At 61.6% G+C, this 20251-nt stretch carries 19 protein-coding genes; 9 read left to right on the top strand and 10 right to left on the bottom strand.

The genetic code is table 11. The annotated features are described in order from the left end of the window. Positions 1-3: 3 nt before the first annotated feature. Genes ACMVPR_RS16485 through ACMVPR_RS16470 form a run of 4 tightly spaced genes read right to left on the bottom strand, consistent with a single transcriptional unit; the run spans position 4 to position 4269 of the window. Positions 4-972 (bottom strand): glycosyltransferase, encoded by a 969-nt coding sequence (locus ACMVPR_RS16485; protein ID WP_416883766.1) that lies wholly within the window; start codon positions 970-972, stop codon positions 4-6. After that, the gene (locus ACMVPR_RS16480) at positions 969-2225 is read right to left on the bottom strand and encodes a glycosyltransferase family 4 protein (protein ID WP_416883765.1); all 1257 of its coding nucleotides are present in this window, start codon (positions 2223-2225) and stop codon (positions 969-971) included. The genes ACMVPR_RS16485 and ACMVPR_RS16480 overlap by 4 nt, the downstream gene beginning before the upstream one ends. Continuing rightward, on the bottom strand, positions 2222-3154 hold the full coding sequence (locus tag ACMVPR_RS16475; RefSeq protein ID WP_416883764.1) for an NAD-dependent epimerase/dehydratase family protein: 933 nt from the start codon (positions 3152-3154) through the stop codon (positions 2222-2224). Before ACMVPR_RS16475 ends, ACMVPR_RS16480 begins: the two co-directional genes overlap by 4 nt. Continuing rightward, positions 3142-4269, bottom strand: coding sequence for a Gfo/Idh/MocA family protein (locus ACMVPR_RS16470; RefSeq protein WP_416883763.1), 1128 nt, complete (start codon positions 4267-4269; stop codon positions 3142-3144). The genes ACMVPR_RS16475 and ACMVPR_RS16470 overlap by 13 nt, the downstream gene beginning before the upstream one ends. 265 nt (positions 4270-4534) lie before the next feature. Here ACMVPR_RS16470 and ACMVPR_RS16465 point away from each other — a divergent pair, with 265 nt between their 5' ends. After that, a complete protein-coding gene (locus ACMVPR_RS16465; RefSeq protein ID WP_416883762.1) occupies positions 4535-5320 on the top strand; it encodes a WecB/TagA/CpsF family glycosyltransferase in 786 nt (261 codons plus the stop codon). Positions 5321-5326: 6 nt separating this feature from the next. Here ACMVPR_RS16465 and ACMVPR_RS16460 read toward each other — a convergent pair whose 3' ends face one another. The 3 genes from ACMVPR_RS16460 to ACMVPR_RS16450 all read right to left on the bottom strand — a co-directional run bounded on the left by ACMVPR_RS16460 (position 5327) and on the right by ACMVPR_RS16450 (position 8889). Then, positions 5327-5965, bottom strand: coding sequence for an ATP-binding cassette domain-containing protein (locus ACMVPR_RS16460; RefSeq protein WP_416883761.1), 639 nt, complete (start codon positions 5963-5965; stop codon positions 5327-5329). Continuing rightward, positions 5958-7601, bottom strand: a complete 1644-nt coding sequence (locus ACMVPR_RS16455) for an ABC transporter permease (protein ID WP_416884674.1) — start codon at positions 7599-7601, stop codon at positions 5958-5960. The genes ACMVPR_RS16460 and ACMVPR_RS16455 overlap by 8 nt, the downstream gene beginning before the upstream one ends. Positions 7602-7683: 82 nt before the next feature. Next, complete coding sequence (locus ACMVPR_RS16450) at positions 7684-8889, bottom strand: ABC transporter substrate-binding protein (RefSeq protein WP_416883760.1); 1206 nt, start codon at positions 8887-8889, stop codon at positions 7684-7686. A 161-nt stretch (positions 8890-9050) separates the two neighbouring features. Between ACMVPR_RS16450 and ACMVPR_RS16445 the strand changes: the two genes are divergently transcribed. The 7 genes from ACMVPR_RS16445 to ACMVPR_RS16415 all read left to right on the top strand — a co-directional run bounded on the left by ACMVPR_RS16445 (position 9051) and on the right by ACMVPR_RS16415 (position 15711). Next, positions 9051-9656 carry a CDP-alcohol phosphatidyltransferase family protein gene (locus ACMVPR_RS16445; RefSeq protein WP_416883759.1) on the top strand — a complete coding sequence of 202 codons (606 nt, stop codon included), beginning with the start codon at positions 9051-9053 and terminating at the stop codon, positions 9654-9656. 175 nt (positions 9657-9831) lie between these two features. Next, the gene (gene gpmI, locus ACMVPR_RS16440) at positions 9832-11349 is read left to right on the top strand and encodes a 2,3-bisphosphoglycerate-independent phosphoglycerate mutase (protein WP_416883758.1); all 1518 of its coding nucleotides are present in this window, start codon (positions 9832-9834) and stop codon (positions 11347-11349) included. Next, a complete protein-coding gene (locus ACMVPR_RS16435) occupies positions 11346-12476 on the top strand; it encodes a murein hydrolase activator EnvC family protein (RefSeq protein ID WP_416883757.1) in 1131 nt (376 codons plus the stop codon). Before gpmI ends, ACMVPR_RS16435 begins: the two co-directional genes overlap by 4 nt. Then, on the top strand, positions 12473-13810 hold the full coding sequence (locus ACMVPR_RS16430; RefSeq protein ID WP_416883756.1) for a S41 family peptidase: 1338 nt from the start codon (positions 12473-12475) through the stop codon (positions 13808-13810). The genes ACMVPR_RS16435 and ACMVPR_RS16430 overlap by 4 nt, the downstream gene beginning before the upstream one ends. Before the next feature lie 54 nt (positions 13811-13864). After that, positions 13865-14347 (top strand): RNA pyrophosphohydrolase, encoded by a 483-nt coding sequence (locus tag ACMVPR_RS16425; RefSeq protein WP_292264340.1) that lies wholly within the window; start codon positions 13865-13867, stop codon positions 14345-14347. Continuing rightward, positions 14347-14826, top strand: a complete 480-nt coding sequence (locus ACMVPR_RS16420; RefSeq protein ID WP_416883755.1) for a hypothetical protein — start codon at positions 14347-14349, stop codon at positions 14824-14826. Before ACMVPR_RS16425 ends, ACMVPR_RS16420 begins: the two co-directional genes overlap by 1 nt. A 27-nt stretch (positions 14827-14853) precedes the next feature. Beyond that, on the top strand, positions 14854-15711 hold the full coding sequence (locus ACMVPR_RS16415; RefSeq protein ID WP_416883754.1) for an MBL fold metallo-hydrolase: 858 nt from the start codon (positions 14854-14856) through the stop codon (positions 15709-15711). A gap of 13 nt (positions 15712-15724) precedes the next feature. Here the strand turns inward: ACMVPR_RS16415 and ACMVPR_RS16410 are convergent, their stop codons facing one another. From ACMVPR_RS16410 to ACMVPR_RS16400, 3 genes are read right to left on the bottom strand one after another with little or no spacing between them, the layout of a single operon-like run. Continuing rightward, positions 15725-16501 (bottom strand): transglutaminase-like domain-containing protein, encoded by a 777-nt coding sequence (locus ACMVPR_RS16410; RefSeq protein ID WP_416883753.1) that lies wholly within the window; start codon positions 16499-16501, stop codon positions 15725-15727. Positions 16502-16561: 60 nt separating this feature from the next. Next, complete coding sequence (locus ACMVPR_RS16405; RefSeq protein WP_416883752.1) at positions 16562-17338, bottom strand: NAD(P)H-dependent oxidoreductase; 777 nt, start codon at positions 17336-17338, stop codon at positions 16562-16564. A gap of 56 nt (positions 17339-17394) precedes the next feature. After that, complete coding sequence (locus tag ACMVPR_RS16400; protein WP_416883751.1) at positions 17395-18738, bottom strand: lytic murein transglycosylase; 1344 nt, start codon at positions 18736-18738, stop codon at positions 17395-17397. 278 nt (positions 18739-19016) lie between these two features. On the opposite strand from ACMVPR_RS16400, the gene ACMVPR_RS16395 reads away from it, so the two are divergent. Beyond that, the gene (locus ACMVPR_RS16395) at positions 19017-20075 is read left to right on the top strand and encodes an NAD(P)H-dependent flavin oxidoreductase (protein ID WP_416883750.1); all 1059 of its coding nucleotides are present in this window, start codon (positions 19017-19019) and stop codon (positions 20073-20075) included. Positions 20076-20251 lie beyond the last annotated feature (176 nt).

The raw sequence follows: 20251 nt of genomic DNA, 5'->3' as shown, positions 1-20251 counted from the left end.
CTCTTACTTGTATTCGATGATGCGCATCTGCGCATTGTTCAGGCGCCGCCAGTGAAAGCGGATCATGCCGATGACATTCGGAAACTTGGACAAGGTGAGGTACACCGCATGCGCGCGCGCCTCCTCATTCGGCAAACCTTCGGCGACCAAGCCACGCGTGGTTTTCCAATAGGACAGTGCGTAAAGACCGAAAATCAGAACCGGCATCGCGGGCGAAGACAGCGTTCCGACCACGGCGACAATCGGCAGGATCAACCCATAGACCCAGCCGCGCTGCCGTTCGCGCACGAAATAGTCGGGGTGCAAGTGCCCCACCTGCGCAAACCCATGCCCGGTGCGTTCGGCCCGTTTCCACCATTGGCTAAACCGCATCATGTTGGCATCATGTCCCGCCATCGGCTCGGCAATGCGCACCAGCCGCCAACCCGCCTTGCGCAGCCGCGTGCAGAACTCATCGTCCTCGGCGGCGATCACGCTGGGATTGAACCCCCCCACATCTTCAAAGGCTTCGACACGCACCATCATGTTGCCGGGGCAGGTGAGGATCTCACCCGCCGGACGTGACCACTCGACGTCGAACATCTGGTTGAACACACTCGCATCGCGCCGCATCTCGCGCTGCTGGCCGGTGACCAGCGCAAGATCGTTTTTGGACCGCAACCTTGCCTCGGCCTTGTCAAGCCAGCCATCGGCCATGATGCAATCACCATCAAGGAACTGCACCACATCGGGTGGATCGTCCTGCGCAATCAATGCCGCGAACCCTTCGTTGCGCGCACGGGCGGCGGTGAAGGGTACGGACATATCGAGCTTGACCACGACGGCCCCTGCCTTTTCCGCATTGGCCACGCTCTGGTCCGTGGAAGCACTGTCTACATAAACCATCCGCCGTGCCTGCGGAGCGACCGAGGCCAGCGACCGGACCAGTTTCTGCCCCTCGTTTCGCCCGATCAGAACGACATCCACACTCATGACATTGCCTCTTCTGACGGTCGCAAGTGCGGCACGGGACGGCCTTCGCCATAAGCGACGATCAGCTCAGACAACCAGCGCGCTTCCTGTGCCGCGTCATATTCCGCGACCACCTTTGCGCGTCCCGCAGCACCGTAGGCCTTACGCAGGCCCGCATCCGACAGCAACGCATCCAGCGCCTCGGCAAAGGCGTCTACATCGCCCGGCGGCACGAGGCGGCCGCTCACGCCATCTTCGACCAACTCGGGAACCCCGGCGATGCGCGTGGTCAAGACGGGGACCTGCGATGCCATCGCTTCCATCAGCACGACGGGCACGCCCTCGGCAAAGCTGGGTAGGACGAAGACATCCGTTTGTGCCAGTTCCTCGGCCACTTCGGCCTGCGATTTGTATCCCAGAAAGACAATGCGATCCTGCAAGCCTCGCTTGGCGACCTCGGCTTCCAACGCCTTGCGGTCCGGTCCGTCACCGACAAGACGCAGGGTGAGGTCCGGGTAGGTCGTGGCCAATCGCGCCACGGCGTCGATCAGGATCGGCACGCCTTTGACGCCGGCCAATCGCCCGACAAAGAGCGCCCGCAAGCCGGTTCGAAGCGGCTTGGGCGCGTACCGGGATGGGTCCACGCCACAATGAACGATGTGCAGCTTGTGCCAGTGTTGCGTGTCCGCAAAGCACATGAGTTGCGACCGACAGAAATGGCTGATGCACGACACAAAGGCTGCTCGAGCAGCCTTTTCGTCGATCCGCCAATGGTGCGGCTCGAAAAAGATGTCTGGCCCGTGGATCGTAAAGCTCCACCGCAGCCCTGACAGTTCCCCCGCCAGCATCGCCACCGTGCAGGACGCTTTGGCGATGTGATTGTGCAGATGGGTCACGCCTTCGTCTACCAGCTTGGCGGCCAGCACTCCGGTCTCGACGAAATAGATCAGGTTGTAGATCCGCCCCTTGATGCCTTTCGGTGCGGTTCGCCACGCCAAACCGAGCGCCGACAGGTAGCGCCCCGGCGTTTTCATCCACCGCCAATGTGCCTTCAGCGTGGTTTTCGGATTGCGCACCGCGTCCAACACCTTGAACGTGTTCGCATGTTCCTCGCGCTGTTCCGGGCCGACGAGGTGTTCCGCGCCGGTTGTGCGCATCGAACACGTTAGAACGTCGTGCCCCAGCGCGCGCAGATTGGCGACCTCGCGCTGGATGAACGTGTCGCTCGCGCGGGGGTATTCGCCGGTCAGATAAGCGATCTTTGGCAGGGTCATGTCGCAGCCTCCCACGCAGGAGAGGGGTCTGGCAGAGTGATCCCCGAAGGCAGGTCGAATTTGTAAGTCATGGGCATCAGCCGTTGCCTCAGGACCGGTGCGCGCAACAGGCCGGGCAGACGGGGCGCTATGGGTTGAAGCATCTGCGCGATGGCCCACAGAAGTCCGAGAGGAAGCGGTAGAACCAGTTTCGGCCAGCCGCTTTCTTGAAGCTTTGCAATCACTTGCCCTCGCGTCGGCAAAGAGGGATCAACCAGTGTGATCGTGTCCCGAAGCCGATGCGCAGTCGCTTGCACAAGCGCTGCGGCGCATCTTTGGACATGACACATCGGCAATGGATCGCCAGACGCAGCGCGGAACAAAGCCGGTCCTGCACCAACACCCAAATGCGCATTCCAGAGGCGGTCTGCATCGTACACGATGCCCGGCCGTACCACCGTCACAGAGTCAATACCGGCCTTTGAAACAAGGCTCTCTTGCTGGGCCTTCGCATCCGAATAGGCATCGCGCGCGGTATCTGTGGTCACAAGCGGCGTTGTGTCGGTCAGCGCTGCGCCAATCGCCACTTTGGACGTGTCATACACCGCCAGCGAACTGGCCAGCGTGAGGTGAGCGATACCGGCCTTCTTCATGGCTGCGATCAAGTGTTTGGTGCCCGCAAGTGTCAATCGCGCGTGATCCTCTGCCTTGCCCGACATGGCGGCGGCGAGGTGGATGACAGCGTCGCATCCGGCCATGGCTGTGGCAAGGTCGGCGATCCTGTCCCGTACGGTCAGGTCTGTTGAAACGTACGTTACACCCGTACGGTTCGTCCCAACGCGCCTCTGCACCGCCACAACCTCCAGCCCCGCGTCCAGCGCAGCGTCGACAGTGGCGCGCCCGATGAAGCCCGTCGCGCCGGTGATGAGAACCCTTTTCACTGCGCCCATGGCATCGGCTCCATCGGATCACAGCGGGTGGTCATGGCTTGTGCGCCGGACGTTTCGCCCGCGTTCTGCATTGCCAGCGTGACCTCGGTCATGTGCAAGGCAAAGTCGTTCGACAGGCGGGACGGACGACCTTCGCGGAGCGCGTCCAGCATTTCTGAAGGCCCGAGCATGAAGTTCATCGCGGCCGCCCCCCAGCGTTTGACCTTGGGATGGGTCGGCTGGCCGAGCTTGATGGTTTTCGGGAAGGGCGATTCCATCAGGCGGCGGCGGATCGTCATGCGTTTGGCAAAAGTGACCTTGGCGGAATTGTCCCACGCCGCCTTGCAGGCCAGAACGCCGCCATCGCCGATGATGCGGATCTGGTGATCATGTGGGGCCACGATGGAGCAGGTGAGCCGGGTCATCGGCCCGTCTTCAAAAAACAGCGTGGCAACCGACAGGTCCGGCGCATATGGCCCGGTGCCTTCCTTGCCGGGAATGGTCTCAGCCGACGCCGCCACCACGGTGCGCACCGATCCAAACCACGAGATCAGCCAGCCAAGGTAGTAACCCGCGTGTTCGAGCGTACAGCCAACGCGGAATTCATCCTCGAACGGCCACGGTGCGCCGGATTCGGAGATCCATTTCTTGTAGGCGGCCTGCGGAACAAACCCGTCGTCCAGTTCGGCGTAGATGGCGCGAGGAGTTCCGGCGACGCCATTGCGCAGCGCATGACCCAAGGTTTGCGCGGCCTCACCCAAGACGCTGCAGGGGGCGGACGCCAGCATCAACCCGGCGGCTTCCGCCTGCGCATGCAAGGCCTTGGCGTCCTCGACCGTCATGGCAAGCGGCTTTTCGGAATAGGTGTGGCATCCGGCTGCAAGGCTGGCAGAGTTCACTTCGAAATGCGCAGACGGATTGGTGAGGTTGAGCACCACGCCATCGCGCGGGTGTTGGTCCAGCAATGCGTCCATCGACGCCACAGAGGGCACGTTCCAGAATGAGCAGAACTGCGCCAGACGTTCGGCGTTCTTGTCGTAGACTCCGGCCACGGTGATCCCGTCCATCGCCTGAAGCGACCGCATATAAAGATCGGCCACAAAGCCACAGCCGATGATCGAGACAGTCCCGTTCATGCCGCGACCCAATGGCAGGTGCGACCGTAGGCCGAGGCTCGGACGATACGGAATCGGTTACAGTTCACGGGCTGCTCATGTGCTTCTGTGCGTCTTTTCGCAGGGCTTAGACCATCCAATCATGGTCATATTTCGACAAACGTCGGGTTTCTCGTGTGTCTTAGGATAATTTTTGCCGGAATGTCTTGATTTTGCGGCGCTGTGGCCGCGATTTGGCCGCATGATGCATGTAGACATCCCCGAATTGACGAATGAGGAGGCGCTTATGCGCTTTTGGGGCGAGGCCTTTGACGTGACTGTCAACGTACCCGATTGGGTCGCTCTCGAGCGGCACATCTCTTCGCGTCTGCGCGTTGGTGAAGGGTTTTCACTGGCGACGATCAATTTGGACCATTTGGTAAAATTGCGTCAGGATCAACGCTTTCGCGATGCCTACGCTGCGCAGGACCTGGTGGTGGCCGACGGCAATCCCATTGTCTGGATGTCAAAACTGGCCGGACGCCCGGTGTCGTTGATCCCCGGCTCTGATGCGATTCTGCCACTGGTGCGGATCGCTGCGGCGCATCGCAAGACGCTCGCTTTGGTGGGAAGCACGGATGAGACACTCGCTGCGGCGAAGGCGTATCTCGAACGTGAAGTGCCCGGCACGCAAATTGTCGCAGCGATTGCGCCTCCGATGGGATTCGACCCGATGGGTGCTTCTGCCGATGTGGTTCTGGATGCGTTGGCCAAAGCAAAGGCAGACATTGCCTTCCTCGCCCTTGGCGCTCCCAAGCAGGAATTGTTTGCCGCCTACGGACGCGACAAGTTGCGAAATGTTGGCTTTATCTCAATCGGTGCGGGGCTGGATTTCTTTTCTGGTGCACAAGTGCGCGCGCCCGCTTGGGTGCGGGCGATTGCGATGGAATGGCTGTGGCGCGCGTTGTCTCAACCGGCCCGGCTGATCCCGCGCTATGCGAAGTGCTTTGCGATCCTGCCGTCGGAAATCGCCCACGCTTTGAAGCTGCGCTACGGGTCTGTTTCCACCCGGCCCGCGCCGGAAGGTGAATAGACCCGGCTAGTCCAACCGATGAACGCGGCCGCCCGCTGCTTCGGCATCGGCATGATCATGTGTGACCAGAAGCACCGGCAACCCTTTGGCCCGCGCCTGATCGAACACCAGCGAACGCACCTGATCGCGCCGTTCGGTGTCGAGCCGCGAGAACGGTTCGTCCAGCAACAACGCCTTCGGCGCAGACAGCAGCATCCGCATCAGCGCGACACGCGCTTTCTGACCGCCGGACAATGTTTCGGGGTCACGGTCGGAAAACCCGCCAAGCCCGATATCTTCAAGAGCCGCCGCAATCTGTCGGCCGCGCTCGATCCGGCATTTGACCGAAGCGCGCAATCCGAAGGCAAGGTTTTCGCCCACCGACAGATGTGGGAAAAGCAATTCGTCCTGAAACAGGATACCCACGTGCCGCTGCTCTGGCGCGAGGTTGGTGATGTCGGTGTCGTTCAGAACAACCCGCCCCTTGGCCTCGAATGCCGGGTCAAGCGTGCCTATGATGTAAGACAGCAGCGTGGATTTGCCCGAACCGCTGGGACCCATCACGGTCAACACCTCACCGGGGGCGACGTGATCCGAGATATCGACCAGCGTCCGCCCATCCCGGCGGATCATCACATGGTCAAGAGTCAGACCGGGATCAGGCATGACGCAGCCCCTTGCGATTGCGCCAGATGATGGCGGGAACAAACAGAGCCAGCGCAAAGGGCAACAGCGCCAGCGCGGTCTGGCTGAGCGCATAAACCGAAATCACTCGCCGGTCACCCCCGGAGGCCAATGCCACGGCTTCGGTCGTCAGGGTTTGCACGCGCCCCGCACCTGCCAAGAGGGTCGGCAGGAATTGCCCGATCGACACGGCAAAGCCCACGGCGGCGGCAGTCAGGATCGGTCGAAGCAGCATCGGCAAGCGCACCCGCCAGAGCACACCGTCGCACCCCGCACCCAAGGCCCGCGCGACATGGCCGTAGCGTGCGTCCCACGCGCGGAAAGGATCGGCCAGTGACAGGAACACATAGGGCAGGACGAAGATGATATGCACGGCGATCACTGCAGTGCGGTTGCCGTCGATGCCAGTGTAAATCGCCAAGGTTTGCAACCCTGTCAGAAAGGCGATCTGGGGCACGATCAGCGGGACATATAGCAGCCACAGCGCCCGGCTTCCCGGCCTCAGCCCGTGGCGTTCTTCGGCTTCAAGACAGGCGATGGTCAGCAACAGGGCGACCAAGGTTGCCACCGACGCGATGATCAGGGTTTCGCTGAGTATGGGCCATAGGTTCATCGCATGACGCATCCATGTCTTGGCCGTAAACGCACCCGGCAGCAGATCCGGAAAGCTCCAAAGCCCGGCAAAGGACCACACCAGCAGGCCCAGAATGCCGAAGACGATGGCGCTGGCGCTCAGGATCGCGGCGGTCAGGGACACCGCTTTGAAACTGCGTGTGGCACCACCCCGGCGTCCCGACGCCACCCAACCGCGTCCCAGATGACCAACCCCGATTTCACCCAAGCGCCACAGGATCAATGCGCCAACCACCAAGGTGAGTTGCCACACGGCGGCGGCTGACCCGAGAAAGCGTTGCGACAGGTCGGGGTCGTTCATCCAGCGCAGGATCTGAACCGCAAGCGTCGGGGGCGTGGTCGGCCCAAGGATCAGGGACACATCCACCACGGTCATTGAAAACGCGAGCACCGCAAAGACGGGCAGCCTGATCTGCGCATAGACGCGCGGGAAAACCGTCTTGAACCACGCCGTAACCGGCGCATAGCCGAGGGCCAGAGCGGTATCGCGGGCCTGGCTGGTGCGGATCTGGGTCAGGGCCGCCAGCGTCATCAGCAGCAGGAACGGCACTTCCTTGACCACCAGTCCGGCAATCAGGGACAGGCCATAGGGATCTTGCAGGATCAACAGATCGGGCGGTCTGTCCCATCCCGTCAGCCATGGCGAGGTGGCGCGCGCGATCCAGCCGGATGGGGCGATCAGGAACGCCAGCCCAAAGGCTGCCGCTGCATGGGGCACGGACAGCAGCGGCGACAGCATCCGTTCGATGATGCGAAACGCACGGGAACCGCTCCACGCGGCACAGATCAGGGCGACAAGCAGCAGCGACAGCCCCGTTGCCACAATCCCGGTGGTGACGCTCAGAACGCTGGCGCGGGTGATGCCGGGCCAATCGAACAGCATGGTAAAGGCGTTGAGGCTGATCCCGTCACCGCCCAATGCGGGCATGTAGCCAAAGGCCGGCGCAACCGTGCCCAGCAATCCGGCCACCACGGGACCAACCATGATGGCAAGGGTCAGAAGCGGGGCCCATGGCAGAAACCGGGCCCGCGCCGAGGACGTGTCGCAGCCTGCGCTCACGCCACGCCTATTGCGCGACGCCGTACCGGTCGGTCCAGTCTTCCTCGAGTTTGACCATCCAGCTTGGATGCGGCTCTGACAGGGTCGCGCCCAGCTCTGCCGGGGGCAGCGTGGCAATGCCCAGTTCCAGCGCATCGAACCGCGCACGATCCTCACCGGACAGGTTCGCCAGATCAAGTACGGTGCCAAGGCCCCACACTTCGGGATCCTGCATCATCGCCTGCGCTTCGGGTGACATCATGAAATTGGCCACCACCATCGCACCCGCCTTGGCGTTGGCATTATAGGGAATGGCGACAAAGCTGGCATTGCCGATGCTGCCTGCATCCATCACGAAGGTCCGCACCGTATCCTGCAACTGACCATTGGCAATCGCGTTGCTCGCCTCGTTCGGGTTGAAGCTGATCGCAAGGTCGATCTCGCCATCGGCCATCAACTGGATCTGGCGGGATTCGTTCTGCGGATAGGCGCGGCCCGACCGCCAGAGCGTCGGTGTCAGACCGTCCATAAAGGTCCAGAAGTCGGCGGTTGCCGCATCATAATCGGCCTCTTCCACTGGTGATTGCAGGACAGAGGCATCCGGCACGAATTCGATCAGGGCTTGCTTCAGGAAAGTGGAGCCAAGGAAGTTCGGCGGCTGCGGATAGGTGAAACGCCCCGGATTGGCAGCGGCATAGGCGGCAAGGGCCTCCATGGTGGTCGGAGGTGTCTCAAGCCGTGCGGTGTCATAATAGAACACCACCTGCGCCATGCCCCACGGTGCCTCAAGCCCGTCGGTCGGCACGGTGAAGTCCGACACCACCGCCGGTTTGCCCGCCACATCCACATTCGCCCAGCTCGGGGTCTGTTCAACCCACGGTCCGAACAACAGGTCCTGACGCTTCATGGCGGCAAAGTTTTCGCCGTTGATCCAGATCATGTCGACGGCCCCGCCTTCATCTTTGCCAGCGGTCTTTTCCGCCAGCACGCGACTCACCGCATCGGCGGTGTCCGACAGCTTCACATGCTCCAGCGTGACGCCATACTCCTCGTTCACCCTGTCGCCGATCCACGTGATAAAACTGTTGATCGTGTCCGACCCGCCCCATGCGTTCCAATACACCGTTTGACCGCGTGCCTCTTCAGTGACGGCAGTCCAATTTGACGGGTCCGGCTCTGCCTGAGCGGCGAAGGCGGTGACAGTGGCAAGCGTGGCAGCAAGTATGGTGCGCATGAAGTCTGGTCCTTGGTCCTGTGGGCAGCGCCCGGGTATCTGGCGTTAAAACCAGCACTACCCTGTTCCGGTCAAATGACAAACAGGTGTGCAAGATTTCAGTGTACCCATGAGGATTGGCCCGGTATGGCGGTTTTCGACCTGTTTTTCGAGGCTGACCGATGATCGACGCTGCCATATTGCCGCTAGTCAAACGCGCCATTGACCGCCCGGCCAGGGCGCTTGTCGCGCGGGGGATCAGTGCGGACCAGATCACCATTGTGGGCTTCGGGATCGGTCTGATCGGAGTTCTGTCGCTGTGGATGGGGCTGTTCTGGGTTGCGCTGGTGTGCCTTGCCCTTAACCGGCTCGCCGATGGTCTGGATGGTGCGGTTGCGCGTCTGACGACCCCCTCCGACCGCGGCGCGTTCCTCGATATCGCGCTCGACTTCATGTTCTACGGCCTCTTTCCGCTTGGCTTTGCGCTGCATGATCCAGCCGCAAACGCGCTGCCCGCCGCCGTGCTGATCTGCAGCTTCATCGCCACCGGATCAAGCTTTCTCGCCTTCTCCATCATCGCGGAAAAACGCGGGATCACGTCCGACGCGTACCCAACGAAAGGCATCTACTATCTCGGCGGCCTGACCGAAGGCACCGAGACCATCGCACTCTTCGTCGCCATGTGCCTGTTTCCGGTAGCCTTCCCGTGGCTCGCCTACGCCTTCGCCGCGCTCTGCGCGGTCACCACTCTGACCCGCTGGATGGCGGGGTGGCGGATGTTCGGTTAGTGTGCGCCTGATCTTCTTCTTCTCTTTCCAAATATGCCGGGGGTCTGGGGGCAGAGCCCCCAGCTGATCGGACCGCGTCAGCGGTTCGATCACACAGCCAATGCGCCCTCTCCACATCCCGGGCCACCTCTGCTAAACCGCGTTCAAGACCGAGCCGAGCAGAAAGGCCCAGCACATGACCACCCCGAAACCTGTCGTTCTGACGATCCTCGACGGCTGGGGCCTGCGTGACGATCCAACGGCGAATGCGCCAAAACTGGCCAATACGCCGACGATGGATCATCTCATGGCGACCTGCCCGCATGCGACGCTGATCACCCATGGCCCTGATGTGGGCCTGCCCAGCGGACAGATGGGCAATTCCGAGGTGGGGCACACGAATATCGGCGCGGGCCGGGTGGTGGCGATGGACCTCGGCCAGATCGACCTTGCCATCGAAGACGGCAGCTTTTTCGAGAATGCCGCGATCCGTGATTTTGCCAAGGCAGTCAAGGATGCCGGCGGCCGGGCGCATATCATGGGTGTGGTCTCGGATGGCGGGGTGCATGGGCATATCAGCCACATCAAGGCGGCGGTGAAAGCGTTGACGGATCAGGGCGTCGAGGTGGTTCTGCACGCCATCACCGACGGGCGCGACGTGGCGCCGACCTCGGCAAAGGGGTTTGTCGACGATCTTGACGCCAGTCTGCCAAAGGGTGCCAGCATCGGAACCGTCATTGGGCGCTACTTTGCCATGGATCGCGACACCCGTTGGGATCGCGTGGAACGGGCCTATAATGCGATGATCCTCGGGCAGGGGAACAATGCGGGCACGGCGGTCCAAGCCGTTTCGGACGCATACGCCAAAGACCAGAACGACGAATTCATCGAACCCTGTGTGATCGGGGACTACACCGGCCTGAATACAGGCGACGGTTTTTTCTGCCTCAACTTCCGCGCCGACCGGGCGCGCGAAATCCTTGCCGCCATCGGCGATCCGGACTTTGACGGGTTCAAGCGGGACAAGCCCGCGCTGTCCGGTCTTCTGGGCATGGTGGACTATTCCAAGGCGCACAATGCCTACATGACGACTGCCTATCCGAAGCAGGAAATCAGGAACACGCTGGGCGAATGGGTTGCCAAGCACGGTCGCAAACAGTTCCGCCTGGCGGAGACCGAGAAATATCCGCATGTGACCTTCTTCCTGAATGGCGGGCAGGAGACACCGGAAGAGGGCGAAGACCGCTACATGCCCAAAAGCCCCAACGTGGCGACCTATGACCTGCAACCCGAAATGTCGGCGGACGAAGTGACCGAGAAATTCGTGGCCGCCGTCGAGGCAGGGTATGACCTGATCGTCACCAATTACGCCAACCCGGACATGGTCGGTCACACCGGCGATCTGGAGGCCGCGATCAAGGCCTGCGAGGCGGTGGATGCCGGTCTGGGCAAGGTGCTGGCCGCCGTAGAAAAGGCCGGTGGCGCGATGATCGTGACAGCCGACCACGGCAATTGCGAAACAATGGTCGATCCTGAAACCGGCGGGCCGCACACCGCGCATACGACGAACCTTGTGCCTGTGGTGCTTTACGGTGGGCCAGAGGGCGCCACGCTCGCCGATGGGCGGCTGGCCGATCTGGCGCCGACCCTGCTGGCGCTGATGGGGCTGCCGCAACCTGACGAGATGACCGGGAAAAGCCTGATCCGCACATGAGGCACCTTGCGCTTCTTTTCTGCCTGATTGGCGTGCCCCTCTCGGCCCAGACCCCGGCCGACGCTGCGCGCAACGCGATGGTGCAGTTGGAAGATGCAACAGCCCAGCTTGATGCAGCCGAGTCCGCGCGGGATCGGGTGCGGGCCCTGACCGAGGCCGTACACGCGTTCGAGACAGGGCTGGCCGCAATGCGCGATGGGCTGCGGGCGGCGTCGATCCGCGAAACCGAATTGCGCCGCGATCTTGATGCGCGCGATACCGAGGTCAGACGCCTGCTTGCGGCGCTGTCGGCGATTGGCCCGGGTGCGGGACCGCAGAACTTTGTGCATCCCGATGGCCCTATCGGGACCGCGCGGGCAGGACTGTTGATGGCGTCGATCACGCCCGCACTCACCGCTGCGGCATCAGACCTGCGCGCAGATGTGGAAGAGGCAACCGCCCTTCGCCAGTTGCAGCAGGACGCTGCGAATACGCTGCAAAATGGACTGGCCGATATTCAGGCGGCCCGCACCGCGTTAAGTCAGGCGATGGCCGACCGCACCGATTTGCCACGCAAATTCACCGAAGACCCGGTCAAAACCGCGCTGCTGATCGCGGCTTCTGAAACGCTGGACGGGTTTGCGGCCGGGTTGAGCCAAATCTCGGAAGACGAGGCTGATCTTGATCTGCCCGCCGCCAGCAATCGCAAGGGCCGGTTGCCGCTGCCGGTCACGGGCGAGATCCTGCGCCGGGCGGGTGAGACCGATGCAGCGGGTGTGACGCGACCGGGTGTGCTGATCGCGACCCGGCCTCGCGCACTTGTGACAACACCGGCTGCGGCGACGATCCGCTACAGGGGTCCGCTCTTGGATTACGGGCTGGTCAGTATTCTTGAACCGGAACCCGATATTCTATTCGTGTTTGCGGGGCTCGAAACCGTGTTCGGAGAGACCGGACAGGTGCTTCCCGAGGGCAGCCCGGTCGGTTTGATGGGCGGTCCGGCGGGCGAAACCAACGATATTCAATCACCATCCGGTGAAAGGGCTGGCGAAGCGCTGTCCGAAACGCTCTATATAGAAGTCAGATTGGGCGACACGCCAGAGGACCCCCTCGGGTGGTTCACACAGGATAAGGGAAGGACCGAATGAAAAAAGTAGTCATGGCGGCCATGGGCGGCACACTCGCAGGCATCGTGGCCACGACGCAATTCGTGGGTCCGCTGATCGCGCAGGAAAGCGCCCGCACCACAAACGTGTACGAACAGCTGGACCTGTTCGGTGACATTTTCGAACGCATCCGTGCGCAATATGTCGAAGAGGTGGATGCCGGTGATCTGATCGAAGCGGCCATTGACGGCATGCTGACCTCGCTGGATCCCCATTCCAGCTACCTGTCGCCCGACGATGCCGCAGACATGCGGGTGCAGACGCGTGGGGAATTCGGTGGTCTTGGGATCGAAGTCACCCAGGAAGAAGGCTTTGTGAAGGTCGTATCGCCCATCGACGGCACCCCTGCCGAGGAAGCCGGGATCGAAGCGGGCGACTTCATCACGCATGTGGATGGTGCGTCTGTATTGGGTCTGACGCTGGATGAAGCGGTCGACATGATGCGCGGGCCGGTCGGCTCCGAGATCATCATCACGGTGGTGCGCGAAGGCGAGGCAGAACCGTTCGACGTGTCGATCATTCGCGACACGATCAAACTGACGGCCGTTCGTACCCGCTTGCAAGGTGATGCGGTGGTCCTGCGTGTGACCACGTTCAACGACCAGACCTACGCCAACCTCGAAGAAGGCTTGGCCGAACAGGTCGAAGCGGCGGGTGGCATGGACAATGTCGAAGGCATCGTGCTCGACCTGCGCAACAACCCCGGTGGTTTGCTCAATCAGGCGATCCGCGTCAGCGATGCGTTCCTCGAAAAGGGCGAAATCGTCAGCACCCGTGGCCGCAACCCCGAGGATGGCGACCGTTACAATGCTACACCGGGCGATCTGGCGCAGGGCAAGCCGATTGTCGTTCTGATCAATGGCGGTTCTGCGTCGGCGTCCGAAATCGTGGCCGGTGCACTTCAGGATCACCGCCGCGCCATCGTCGTGGGCACCAAGTCCTTCGGCAAAGGCTCGGTTCAGACGGTGATGCCGCTGCGGGGTGACGGTGCGATGCGTCTGACCACGGCACGGTATTACACGCCGTCGGGTCGGTCGATTCAGGCGCTGGGCGTGTCGCCGGACATCGTTGTGGCCCAGCCGCGCCGCCCCGAAGCCAGTGCTGAGGACGAGGAGACAAACGCATTGAGCCGGTCCGAAGCCGACCTGCGCGGCAGCCTCGACAATGACAGTCTGACCGAGGACGAGATCCAGCAGATCGAAGCTGACCGCGCCAAGGCCGAAGCTGCTGCAGCACTGCGTGAAGAGGATTACCAGCTGGCCTATGCCATCGACATCCTCAAGGGCCTGACCGCGCTGCAGCCGTCGAAAGAGTAAGACCACATCGCGGCGCAGGGTGTTCCTGCGCCGCACATTTACAAAGGCCCCAGCATGACCCCCGAACAGATTGCCAAGCTGCCCTACCGTCCCTGTGTCGGCGTGATGCTGGTCAATCGTGAGGGAAAGGTCTTTGTCGGCCAGCGGCTCGACAACCCCGGCCCGGCTTGGCAAATGCCGCAGGGTGGGGTGGACAAGGGCGAAAGCCCGCGTGACGCGGCGCTGCGCGAGCTGTGGGAAGAAACCGGGGTTCTGGCCTCGCTCGTCAAGGTCGAGGCCGAGACCAAGGACTGGATACCCTACGATCTGCCGCATGATCTTGTCGGCAAGCTCTGGAAGGGGCGGTATCGCGGTCAGGAGCAGAAATGGTTCCTGATGCGCTTTAACGGCACCGACGATCAGGTCGATATCGCGACCGAGCATCAGGAATTCAGCCGGTGGCAGTGGATGGCGCCGGATCAGCTCATCAACAACATCGTGCCGTTCAAGCGGCATGTCTACGAACGGGTGCTGGCGGCCTTCAAGGACCACCTGTGATGCGGCTGGGCGTTGTCCTTGCGGGCCTGATGGCACTCGCGCAACCTGCCCATGCGCTGAGTTGCGCACCGCCGGACATCGCCCGCGACTTTCAGCAGGCCGCGCAATCCGACGACGCCTATATCATCGTCAAAGGCGATCTGTTCTTCGATGAGGCCAAGCTGCCTGACCGCACCGATCTACGCACTTCCCGCAAACGTGACACGACAGATATCGAAGGCTGGCTGGCCGGATACTCCCTCACCAAGTACGGGTTCACCAAGCGGTTCGAACGCGACGTGATTCTGCGGGTGTCCTGCCTTGGCCCTTGGTGCGGCGGAACCGCGAAAGGCGAGCATCTGGCGTTCCTCAAACAGGAAAAGCTCCAATGGGTTGCGCAGATCAGCCCGTGTCCCGGTATGACCTATGCGTCACCGACCGCCGAACAGGAGCAGAAGGCGCTGTCCTGTTTCCGCGGCGAAGACTGTAGGGCAGACTGATAAGATCAGTTCGAATGGGAACAGGCGATGCTTTGTAAAATCGGTGAGGTCGAAGTCTGGAGACTGCTCGACCTGCATGGTCCCTTCATGGCGCCCGATGCGCTTTTCCCGACTGCGGGGCCCGATGTTGCCGAGGTTATGGAGAGCCATGTACCCGGCTCGATCTGCAAAACCACCGGCTGCCTGATCCTGCCGATTCAAGGGTTCCTGCTGGTCACTCCGACCCATCGGATTCTCGTCGACAGCTGCATTGGCAATGACAAAACCGTTCCCGCCTTTCCAGACTGGCACCAGCGGTCAGACGGGCGGTTCTTGGCATCGCTCCATACGGCGGGTCTGACCGTCGATGACATCGACTACGTATTGTGCACGCACCTGCACACCGACCATGTGGGTTGGAACACGCGGCTCGAGGATGGTCGTTGGGTTCCCACGTTTCCCAATGCGCGTTACCTCATACCCGCCGCCGACGCAGCGTTCCACAAGGACCGGATGAGCGATCTTTACACCGAAAGCGTCTTGCCCGTGATCGCCGCTGGTCAGGCCGAGATGGTGCAGACGGGGCATATGCTTGGCGAACACGTGACCCTTGTCCCGACGCCGGGGCATACACCGGGTCATGTCTCGGTTCAAATCCGGAGCGGCAACCGCGAAGCGATCATCACCGGGGATGCGCTGCATTCTGCGGCTCAGTGCTGGCATCCGGAATGGCATTTCAAGTTTGATGCAGATGCAGAACAGGCCGTCGAGTCCCGCCGCTTTCTGCTGCAAACGGCGGCTGAGGCAGAGTGCCTTGTGCTTGGCAGCCATTTCTCCCTTCCCTCGGTGGGGCGGGTGTTCGCCGAAAAGGACGCGTTTCGCTGGACCGATCTGTCAGAGCTTTGATGGCCCTGCGAGACTAGGCCTCTGTCACAGACACGCTCTGCGCAACAAACTCCGCCTGACCAAATATGTTGAGGAACGCCACGTTGGCTGCATCCGCACCGACACCGATCCGTGCAATGTCGGCTGACGTCCCCATGCCTGTGGGATCGACAAGGTGCCAGCCGCCGTCCAGATATACCTCTGCCACCGCATGGAAATCAGGCGGGGTCACACCCGGCGCAAAGACGCTGGCAAAGCGCGCGGGGATTGTCGCGGCGCGGGCCAATGTCACCAGCACATGCGCATAATCGCGGCAGATGCCCTGCCGCTGAACAAAGCTGTCCAGGGCGGTGGTCTGCGCGTTGCTGACGCCCGGCACATACTGGAACGACCGCTCGATCCAGTCGCGCATCGCGGTGATCTGTGCGCCGCCTGAAAGATGCCCGAACTCCGCTGCAACGAAGGTCTGGAACTCGTCCGAAGGGCAGTAACGGGAGGGCATCAGGTATCGCACCGTATCACCGGGCAACCGATGCGGAGGCACCGCGTCAAGCAGGCTGAGATCCATAGACGCGCGGTCGATCCGGACTTCTGCGCGATAATCGCACCGGAAAAGACCGTCGGCCCGCAGCCAGATGCGATCGCCCACTCCTTCGTCGGCAGCGACGCGGGCGAAATCGCTGACATCGGAAAAGTCGATTTGCGCATTTTGGACAGGCTGATCCGGCAGATGTGCGGCCTCGATTTGCAGCAGCAGGTCAGTGGGTCTGGACAACTGGTATTCCAGATGCACGTCGATGTTCAGGATCAAGGGCGCTCTCCCATTGGGCTCTACGCCCTTTAGGCCCGCGCTGTGTCTTGCACAAACACTCTATTCGTCAAACGCGGCCCTGTGACGAATAAACGGCGTGATCGAGGCTCTGTCGCTGCGCAACTGACCCGTTTCGTCGAAATCATCATCCCTATTGAAACGCAGTCTGGGCCGCGTGGAAAACCCGGCCATGATGTCTGTTTGTGCATCCAGCGTTGCGGTCAGGCGGTTGACCAACTGCGTTTCGCGGTCGCCCCTGTGATAGCCATGCACACCATGCACCACGACAGGCTCCAGCACGTCGAACCCCAAGTAGCGCAGGGTATAAGCGGTGGGCCACAACAGAAGGCGAATATCGCCTTCCTTCCCGTTATAAGCGCTTTCAGCAGCGTTCGACCCGGTGGTTACACACATCAGTGCTTGTTTGTCCCGGCACACGCCCCTGTCGAACCGGGCGTCGACATCATGCAGCGCACCATGCTGGAATGCGCGGTCGAACCAGCCTTTCAGGATGGCGGGTGGAGCGAACCACCAAAGCGGGAAGTGCAGGACCATCCGGTCGGCTTGCTTGATCTTGTCGACCTCTGCCCGCACGTCTTTCGGAGTTGATCCGGCATCGGCCGCCCCTTCCTGCGCCTTGAGCGGGTCAAAGGGCGTGTCCTCGGGCCAATCCCCATAGTGTGCCGCCCGTTCCACAGGATCGAACCCCATCTGGCACAGGTCCGACCGTAGAACCGTGTCACCCTGCGCCAAGGCTGCCGCCTCGGTCGCATCCGACCATGCGCCATTGAACGAGCGCCTGTCGGGATGCGCGAGGACGATCAGGGTTGTTGGCATATCTCGGGCCTTTCGCCGAAGGGGCAGGGGATCACACCACCGTTTCGGAGCTCAGCCTAGCGCAGTTTCTTGAGGATGTTCAAAGAGGCGTATCCATCGGGGATATCGCCAATGGACGTTTGGAACGCCCGCACGGCGTTGATGGTCAGCGGCCCGATCTTTCCGTCGATCTTCTGGGTGTCGAAGCCTTTGGCGGTCAGAAGACGCTGCATTTCGATCCGCTCGTCAAAAGTCAGCGCGCGGTCCTCGCGCGGCCAGTCCGAGCGGATCGGCCCCGCGCCGGTGATGCGGTCGCTCAGATGCCCAACCCCGATCACATAGGCATCCGCGGTGTTGTATGTCTCGATCACGTCGAAGTTCTTGAAGATCAGGAACGCCGCGCCTTTCGCGCCTGCGGGCAAGAGAACCGAGGCAGACCCATGATCCGGGACCGCTTTGCCATCGAGATCCACGATCCCGATCTGCGCCCATTCCGACGGCATGCGCAGAATGTCCCGATTGGCGAGCGTGTAATCAAAGCCTTGCGGGATGCGCACCTCGACGCCCCAAGGGGCGCCTTTGATCCAGCCGTTCTTCGCAAGGTAATTCGCGGTTGACGCCAGCGCGTCGGCGGGATCGTCCGACCAGATGTCGCGCTTGCCATCGCCGTCGAAATCCACCGCAAGCGATTGGTACGAGGTCGGGATGAACTGCGTATGCCCCATCGCCCCGGCCCAGCTGCCTTTGAAATTCGCAAGGCGCACATCACCACTTTGCAGAATCTTCAGGGCTTCGATCAGTTGCTCCTCGAAGAAATCGCTGCGCCGCGCGTCATAGGCCAAAGTGGCCAGAGACCCGATCACCGGGTTCGACCCCCGGAAGGTGCCATAGGCCGATTCCAGTCCCCAGATCGCGACGATCACATCCTTGTCGACGCCGTATTGTGCTTCGATCCGGTCCAGCAACGCGCCGTGTTTACGCAGCGCCGCCTTGCCATTGTTGACCCGCGCGTCAGACGCGGCACTGTCAAGGTAATCCCAGATCGTCTTGGTAAATTCCGACTGGTTGCGGTCACGGCGGATCACGTCGGCATCGTATTGCACACCGGCGAAGGCGCGGTCGAACACATCGGCCGAAATGCCCTGCCGCAGGGCGCGGACGCGGAAGCCTTTGATCCAGTCCTCGAACCCGGATTGGGTTGCGGCGGAAACAAGCACTTCGGGTGTCGACGTCACCGCGGGCCGCAAGGCCGGGCGCAGGGAATTGCGCGGTGCGGTGACCGACACCAGAGACACGGCGCTGCGGCTGACTTCGCTGTCGGTGGAGGATCGGCTGACGGGACGGGTGGTGTCGTCGCCCGTCTGTGCCGGGGCCATGGACCCCGTCAGTGCCAATACCGAGGCGATCACCAGATACCGCATGTCTTCAACCCCTGCTGCTCGTGTCCGTTTGCCGGACTTTGCTCAATCCTAGCGCGACTCGGGCTTTTTGCGAAGGGATCAAAAGCGCACCAAGCGGTCTCCTGCCGTCGCACGGAGGTGTTCTGGATCGAAACGGAAGATGGTCTTGTCGAGCTGCTCGGCAGGACGATATGAGCATGCGCTCCAAGCGCGCCAATGTCCGCTGTTGAGGGGCGGCGATTTCTGATAGTCTCATAAACGATCGGGACATGTGACACCAATCAACGCAGGAGCGTTCGATGCCATCCAATTCGTTAAGTCGCGTCGCAGCTTTTTGCGAGGACCACGACCTCCGACTGCCCATTCTTCTGGCGCCGATGGCAGGGGCGTGTCCCGTTTCACTCTCCGTAGCGGTTGCGAATGGCGGTGGAATGGGTGCTTGTGGTTGCTTGATGATGGAGCCCAAAGAGATATCCGACTGGGCGCAACAGATGCGATCCGGTTCAAATGGCGCGTTTCAACTCAATATCTGGATACCCGATCCTGACCCTGTGCGCGACGCAGACCACAAAGCGACGATACGGGAGTTTCTGGGGCGATGGGGCCCGGAAGTCTCTGCCGAAGAGGCAGAAGCCCCCCATTTGGATTTCGATGCACAATGTGAAGCGATGCTGGCGGCCGTTCCACCTGTAATCTCTTCCATTATGGGGGTCTACCCCGCCCCTTTCGTGGCACGCATGAAAGAGCGTGGGGTGAAATGGTTTGCAACTGTGACTTCGGTCACTGAGGCTTTGGCAGCAGAAGCAGCTGGCGCGGATGTCATTATTGCGCAGGGTTTCGAAGCTGGCGGTCATCGAGGGTCGTTCAGCGCCGAAGATGCATCGCGGTCAATGATCGGGCTTTTTTCCCTCCTTCCTGCGGTTATCGATGTCGTCAACGTGCCTGTTGTGGCCACGGGTGGCATTGCTGATGCACGTGGGATCGCGGCGGCGCTTATTCTCGGTGCATCTGCGGTGCAGATCGGAACTGGACTGTTGCGTACGCCGGAAGCCGAAATCGCTCCTGCTTGGGCTGACGCCATCGGTGCCGCCTTACCCGAAGACACCGTTCCCACACGCGCATTTTCGGGGCGTTTGGGGCGATCGATTCGCACCGCATATACAGAGGCTGCCGAAGCAGGGCCGAAACCCGCGCCCTATCCCATACAGCGAAACATCACAAAAGCGATGCGGTCTGCCGCGATCGACATCGACCGAATGCAGGCCTGGGCCGGTCAGTCTGCTGGTCTGGCACGCGCCGAACCGGCAAACGAACTGATCGCTAATCTATGGAGTGATGCAAAAGAACTGTTGCACTAGCAAACCAAAGCCAAACTGGTCCATCTACGGCAGCAGATCCGAACATCTGCCATTCGCAAGTCGGGAAATTTAGATCGAACCCAAGTCTAACCTGACATTCAACACAGTGCCCAAAACGCACGTTTGGCAAACCTTGAAATGGTCACACACGGCGCGCTTGAGACCGTATGATCACC

The organism is Marivita sp. (genome assembly GCF_048006345.1).
Taxonomy (GTDB): Bacteria; Pseudomonadota; Alphaproteobacteria; order Rhodobacterales; family Rhodobacteraceae; genus Marivita.
The sequence above is the reverse complement of the archived record's forward strand: the minus strand, read 5'-3'. Positions and strand labels throughout refer to the sequence as shown.

Bases quoted from the DNA above. Each gene is read 5' to 3' on its own strand.
- ACMVPR_RS16420 (WP_416883755.1), top strand. From the start codon at position 14,347: ATGCGGCTGGGCGTTGTCCTTGCGGGCCTGATGGCACTCGCGCAACCT.
- ACMVPR_RS16405 (WP_416883752.1), bottom strand. From the start codon at position 17,338: ATGCCAACAACCCTGATCGTCCTCGCGCATCCCGACAGGCGCTCGTTC.
- ACMVPR_RS16430 (WP_416883756.1), top strand. From the start codon at position 12,473: ATGAAAAAAGTAGTCATGGCGGCCATGGGCGGCACACTCGCAGGCATC.
- ACMVPR_RS16475 (WP_416883764.1), bottom strand. From the start codon at position 3,154: ATGGGCGCAGTGAAAAGGGTTCTCATCACCGGCGCGACGGGCTTCATC.
- ACMVPR_RS16480 (WP_416883765.1), bottom strand. From the start codon at position 2,225: ATGACCCTGCCAAAGATCGCTTATCTGACCGGCGAATACCCCCGCGCG.
- ACMVPR_RS16455 (WP_416884674.1), bottom strand. From the start codon at position 7,601: ATGGTTGGTCCCGTGGTGGCCGGATTGCTGGGCACGGTTGCGCCGGCC.
- ACMVPR_RS16435 (WP_416883757.1), top strand. From the start codon at position 11,346: ATGAGGCACCTTGCGCTTCTTTTCTGCCTGATTGGCGTGCCCCTCTCG.
- ACMVPR_RS16485 (WP_416883766.1), bottom strand. From the start codon at position 972: ATGAGTGTGGATGTCGTTCTGATCGGGCGAAACGAGGGGCAGAAACTG.
- ACMVPR_RS16465 (WP_416883762.1), top strand. From the start codon at position 4,535: ATGCGCTTTTGGGGCGAGGCCTTTGACGTGACTGTCAACGTACCCGAT.
- ACMVPR_RS16470 (WP_416883763.1), bottom strand. From the start codon at position 4,269: ATGAACGGGACTGTCTCGATCATCGGCTGTGGCTTTGTGGCCGATCTT.
- ACMVPR_RS16400 (WP_416883751.1), bottom strand. From the start codon at position 18,738: ATGCGGTATCTGGTGATCGCCTCGGTATTGGCACTGACGGGGTCCATG.
- ACMVPR_RS16395 (WP_416883750.1), top strand. From the start codon at position 19,017: ATGCCATCCAATTCGTTAAGTCGCGTCGCAGCTTTTTGCGAGGACCAC.
- ACMVPR_RS16415 (WP_416883754.1), top strand. From the start codon at position 14,854: ATGCTTTGTAAAATCGGTGAGGTCGAAGTCTGGAGACTGCTCGACCTG.
- gpmI (WP_416883758.1), top strand. From the start codon at position 9,832: ATGACCACCCCGAAACCTGTCGTTCTGACGATCCTCGACGGCTGGGGC.
- ACMVPR_RS16460 (WP_416883761.1), bottom strand. From the start codon at position 5,965: ATGCCTGATCCCGGTCTGACTCTTGACCATGTGATGATCCGCCGGGAT.
- ACMVPR_RS16450 (WP_416883760.1), bottom strand. From the start codon at position 8,889: ATGCGCACCATACTTGCTGCCACGCTTGCCACTGTCACCGCCTTCGCC.
- ACMVPR_RS16425 (WP_292264340.1), top strand. From the start codon at position 13,865: ATGACCCCCGAACAGATTGCCAAGCTGCCCTACCGTCCCTGTGTCGGC.
- ACMVPR_RS16445 (WP_416883759.1), top strand. From the start codon at position 9,051: ATGATCGACGCTGCCATATTGCCGCTAGTCAAACGCGCCATTGACCGC.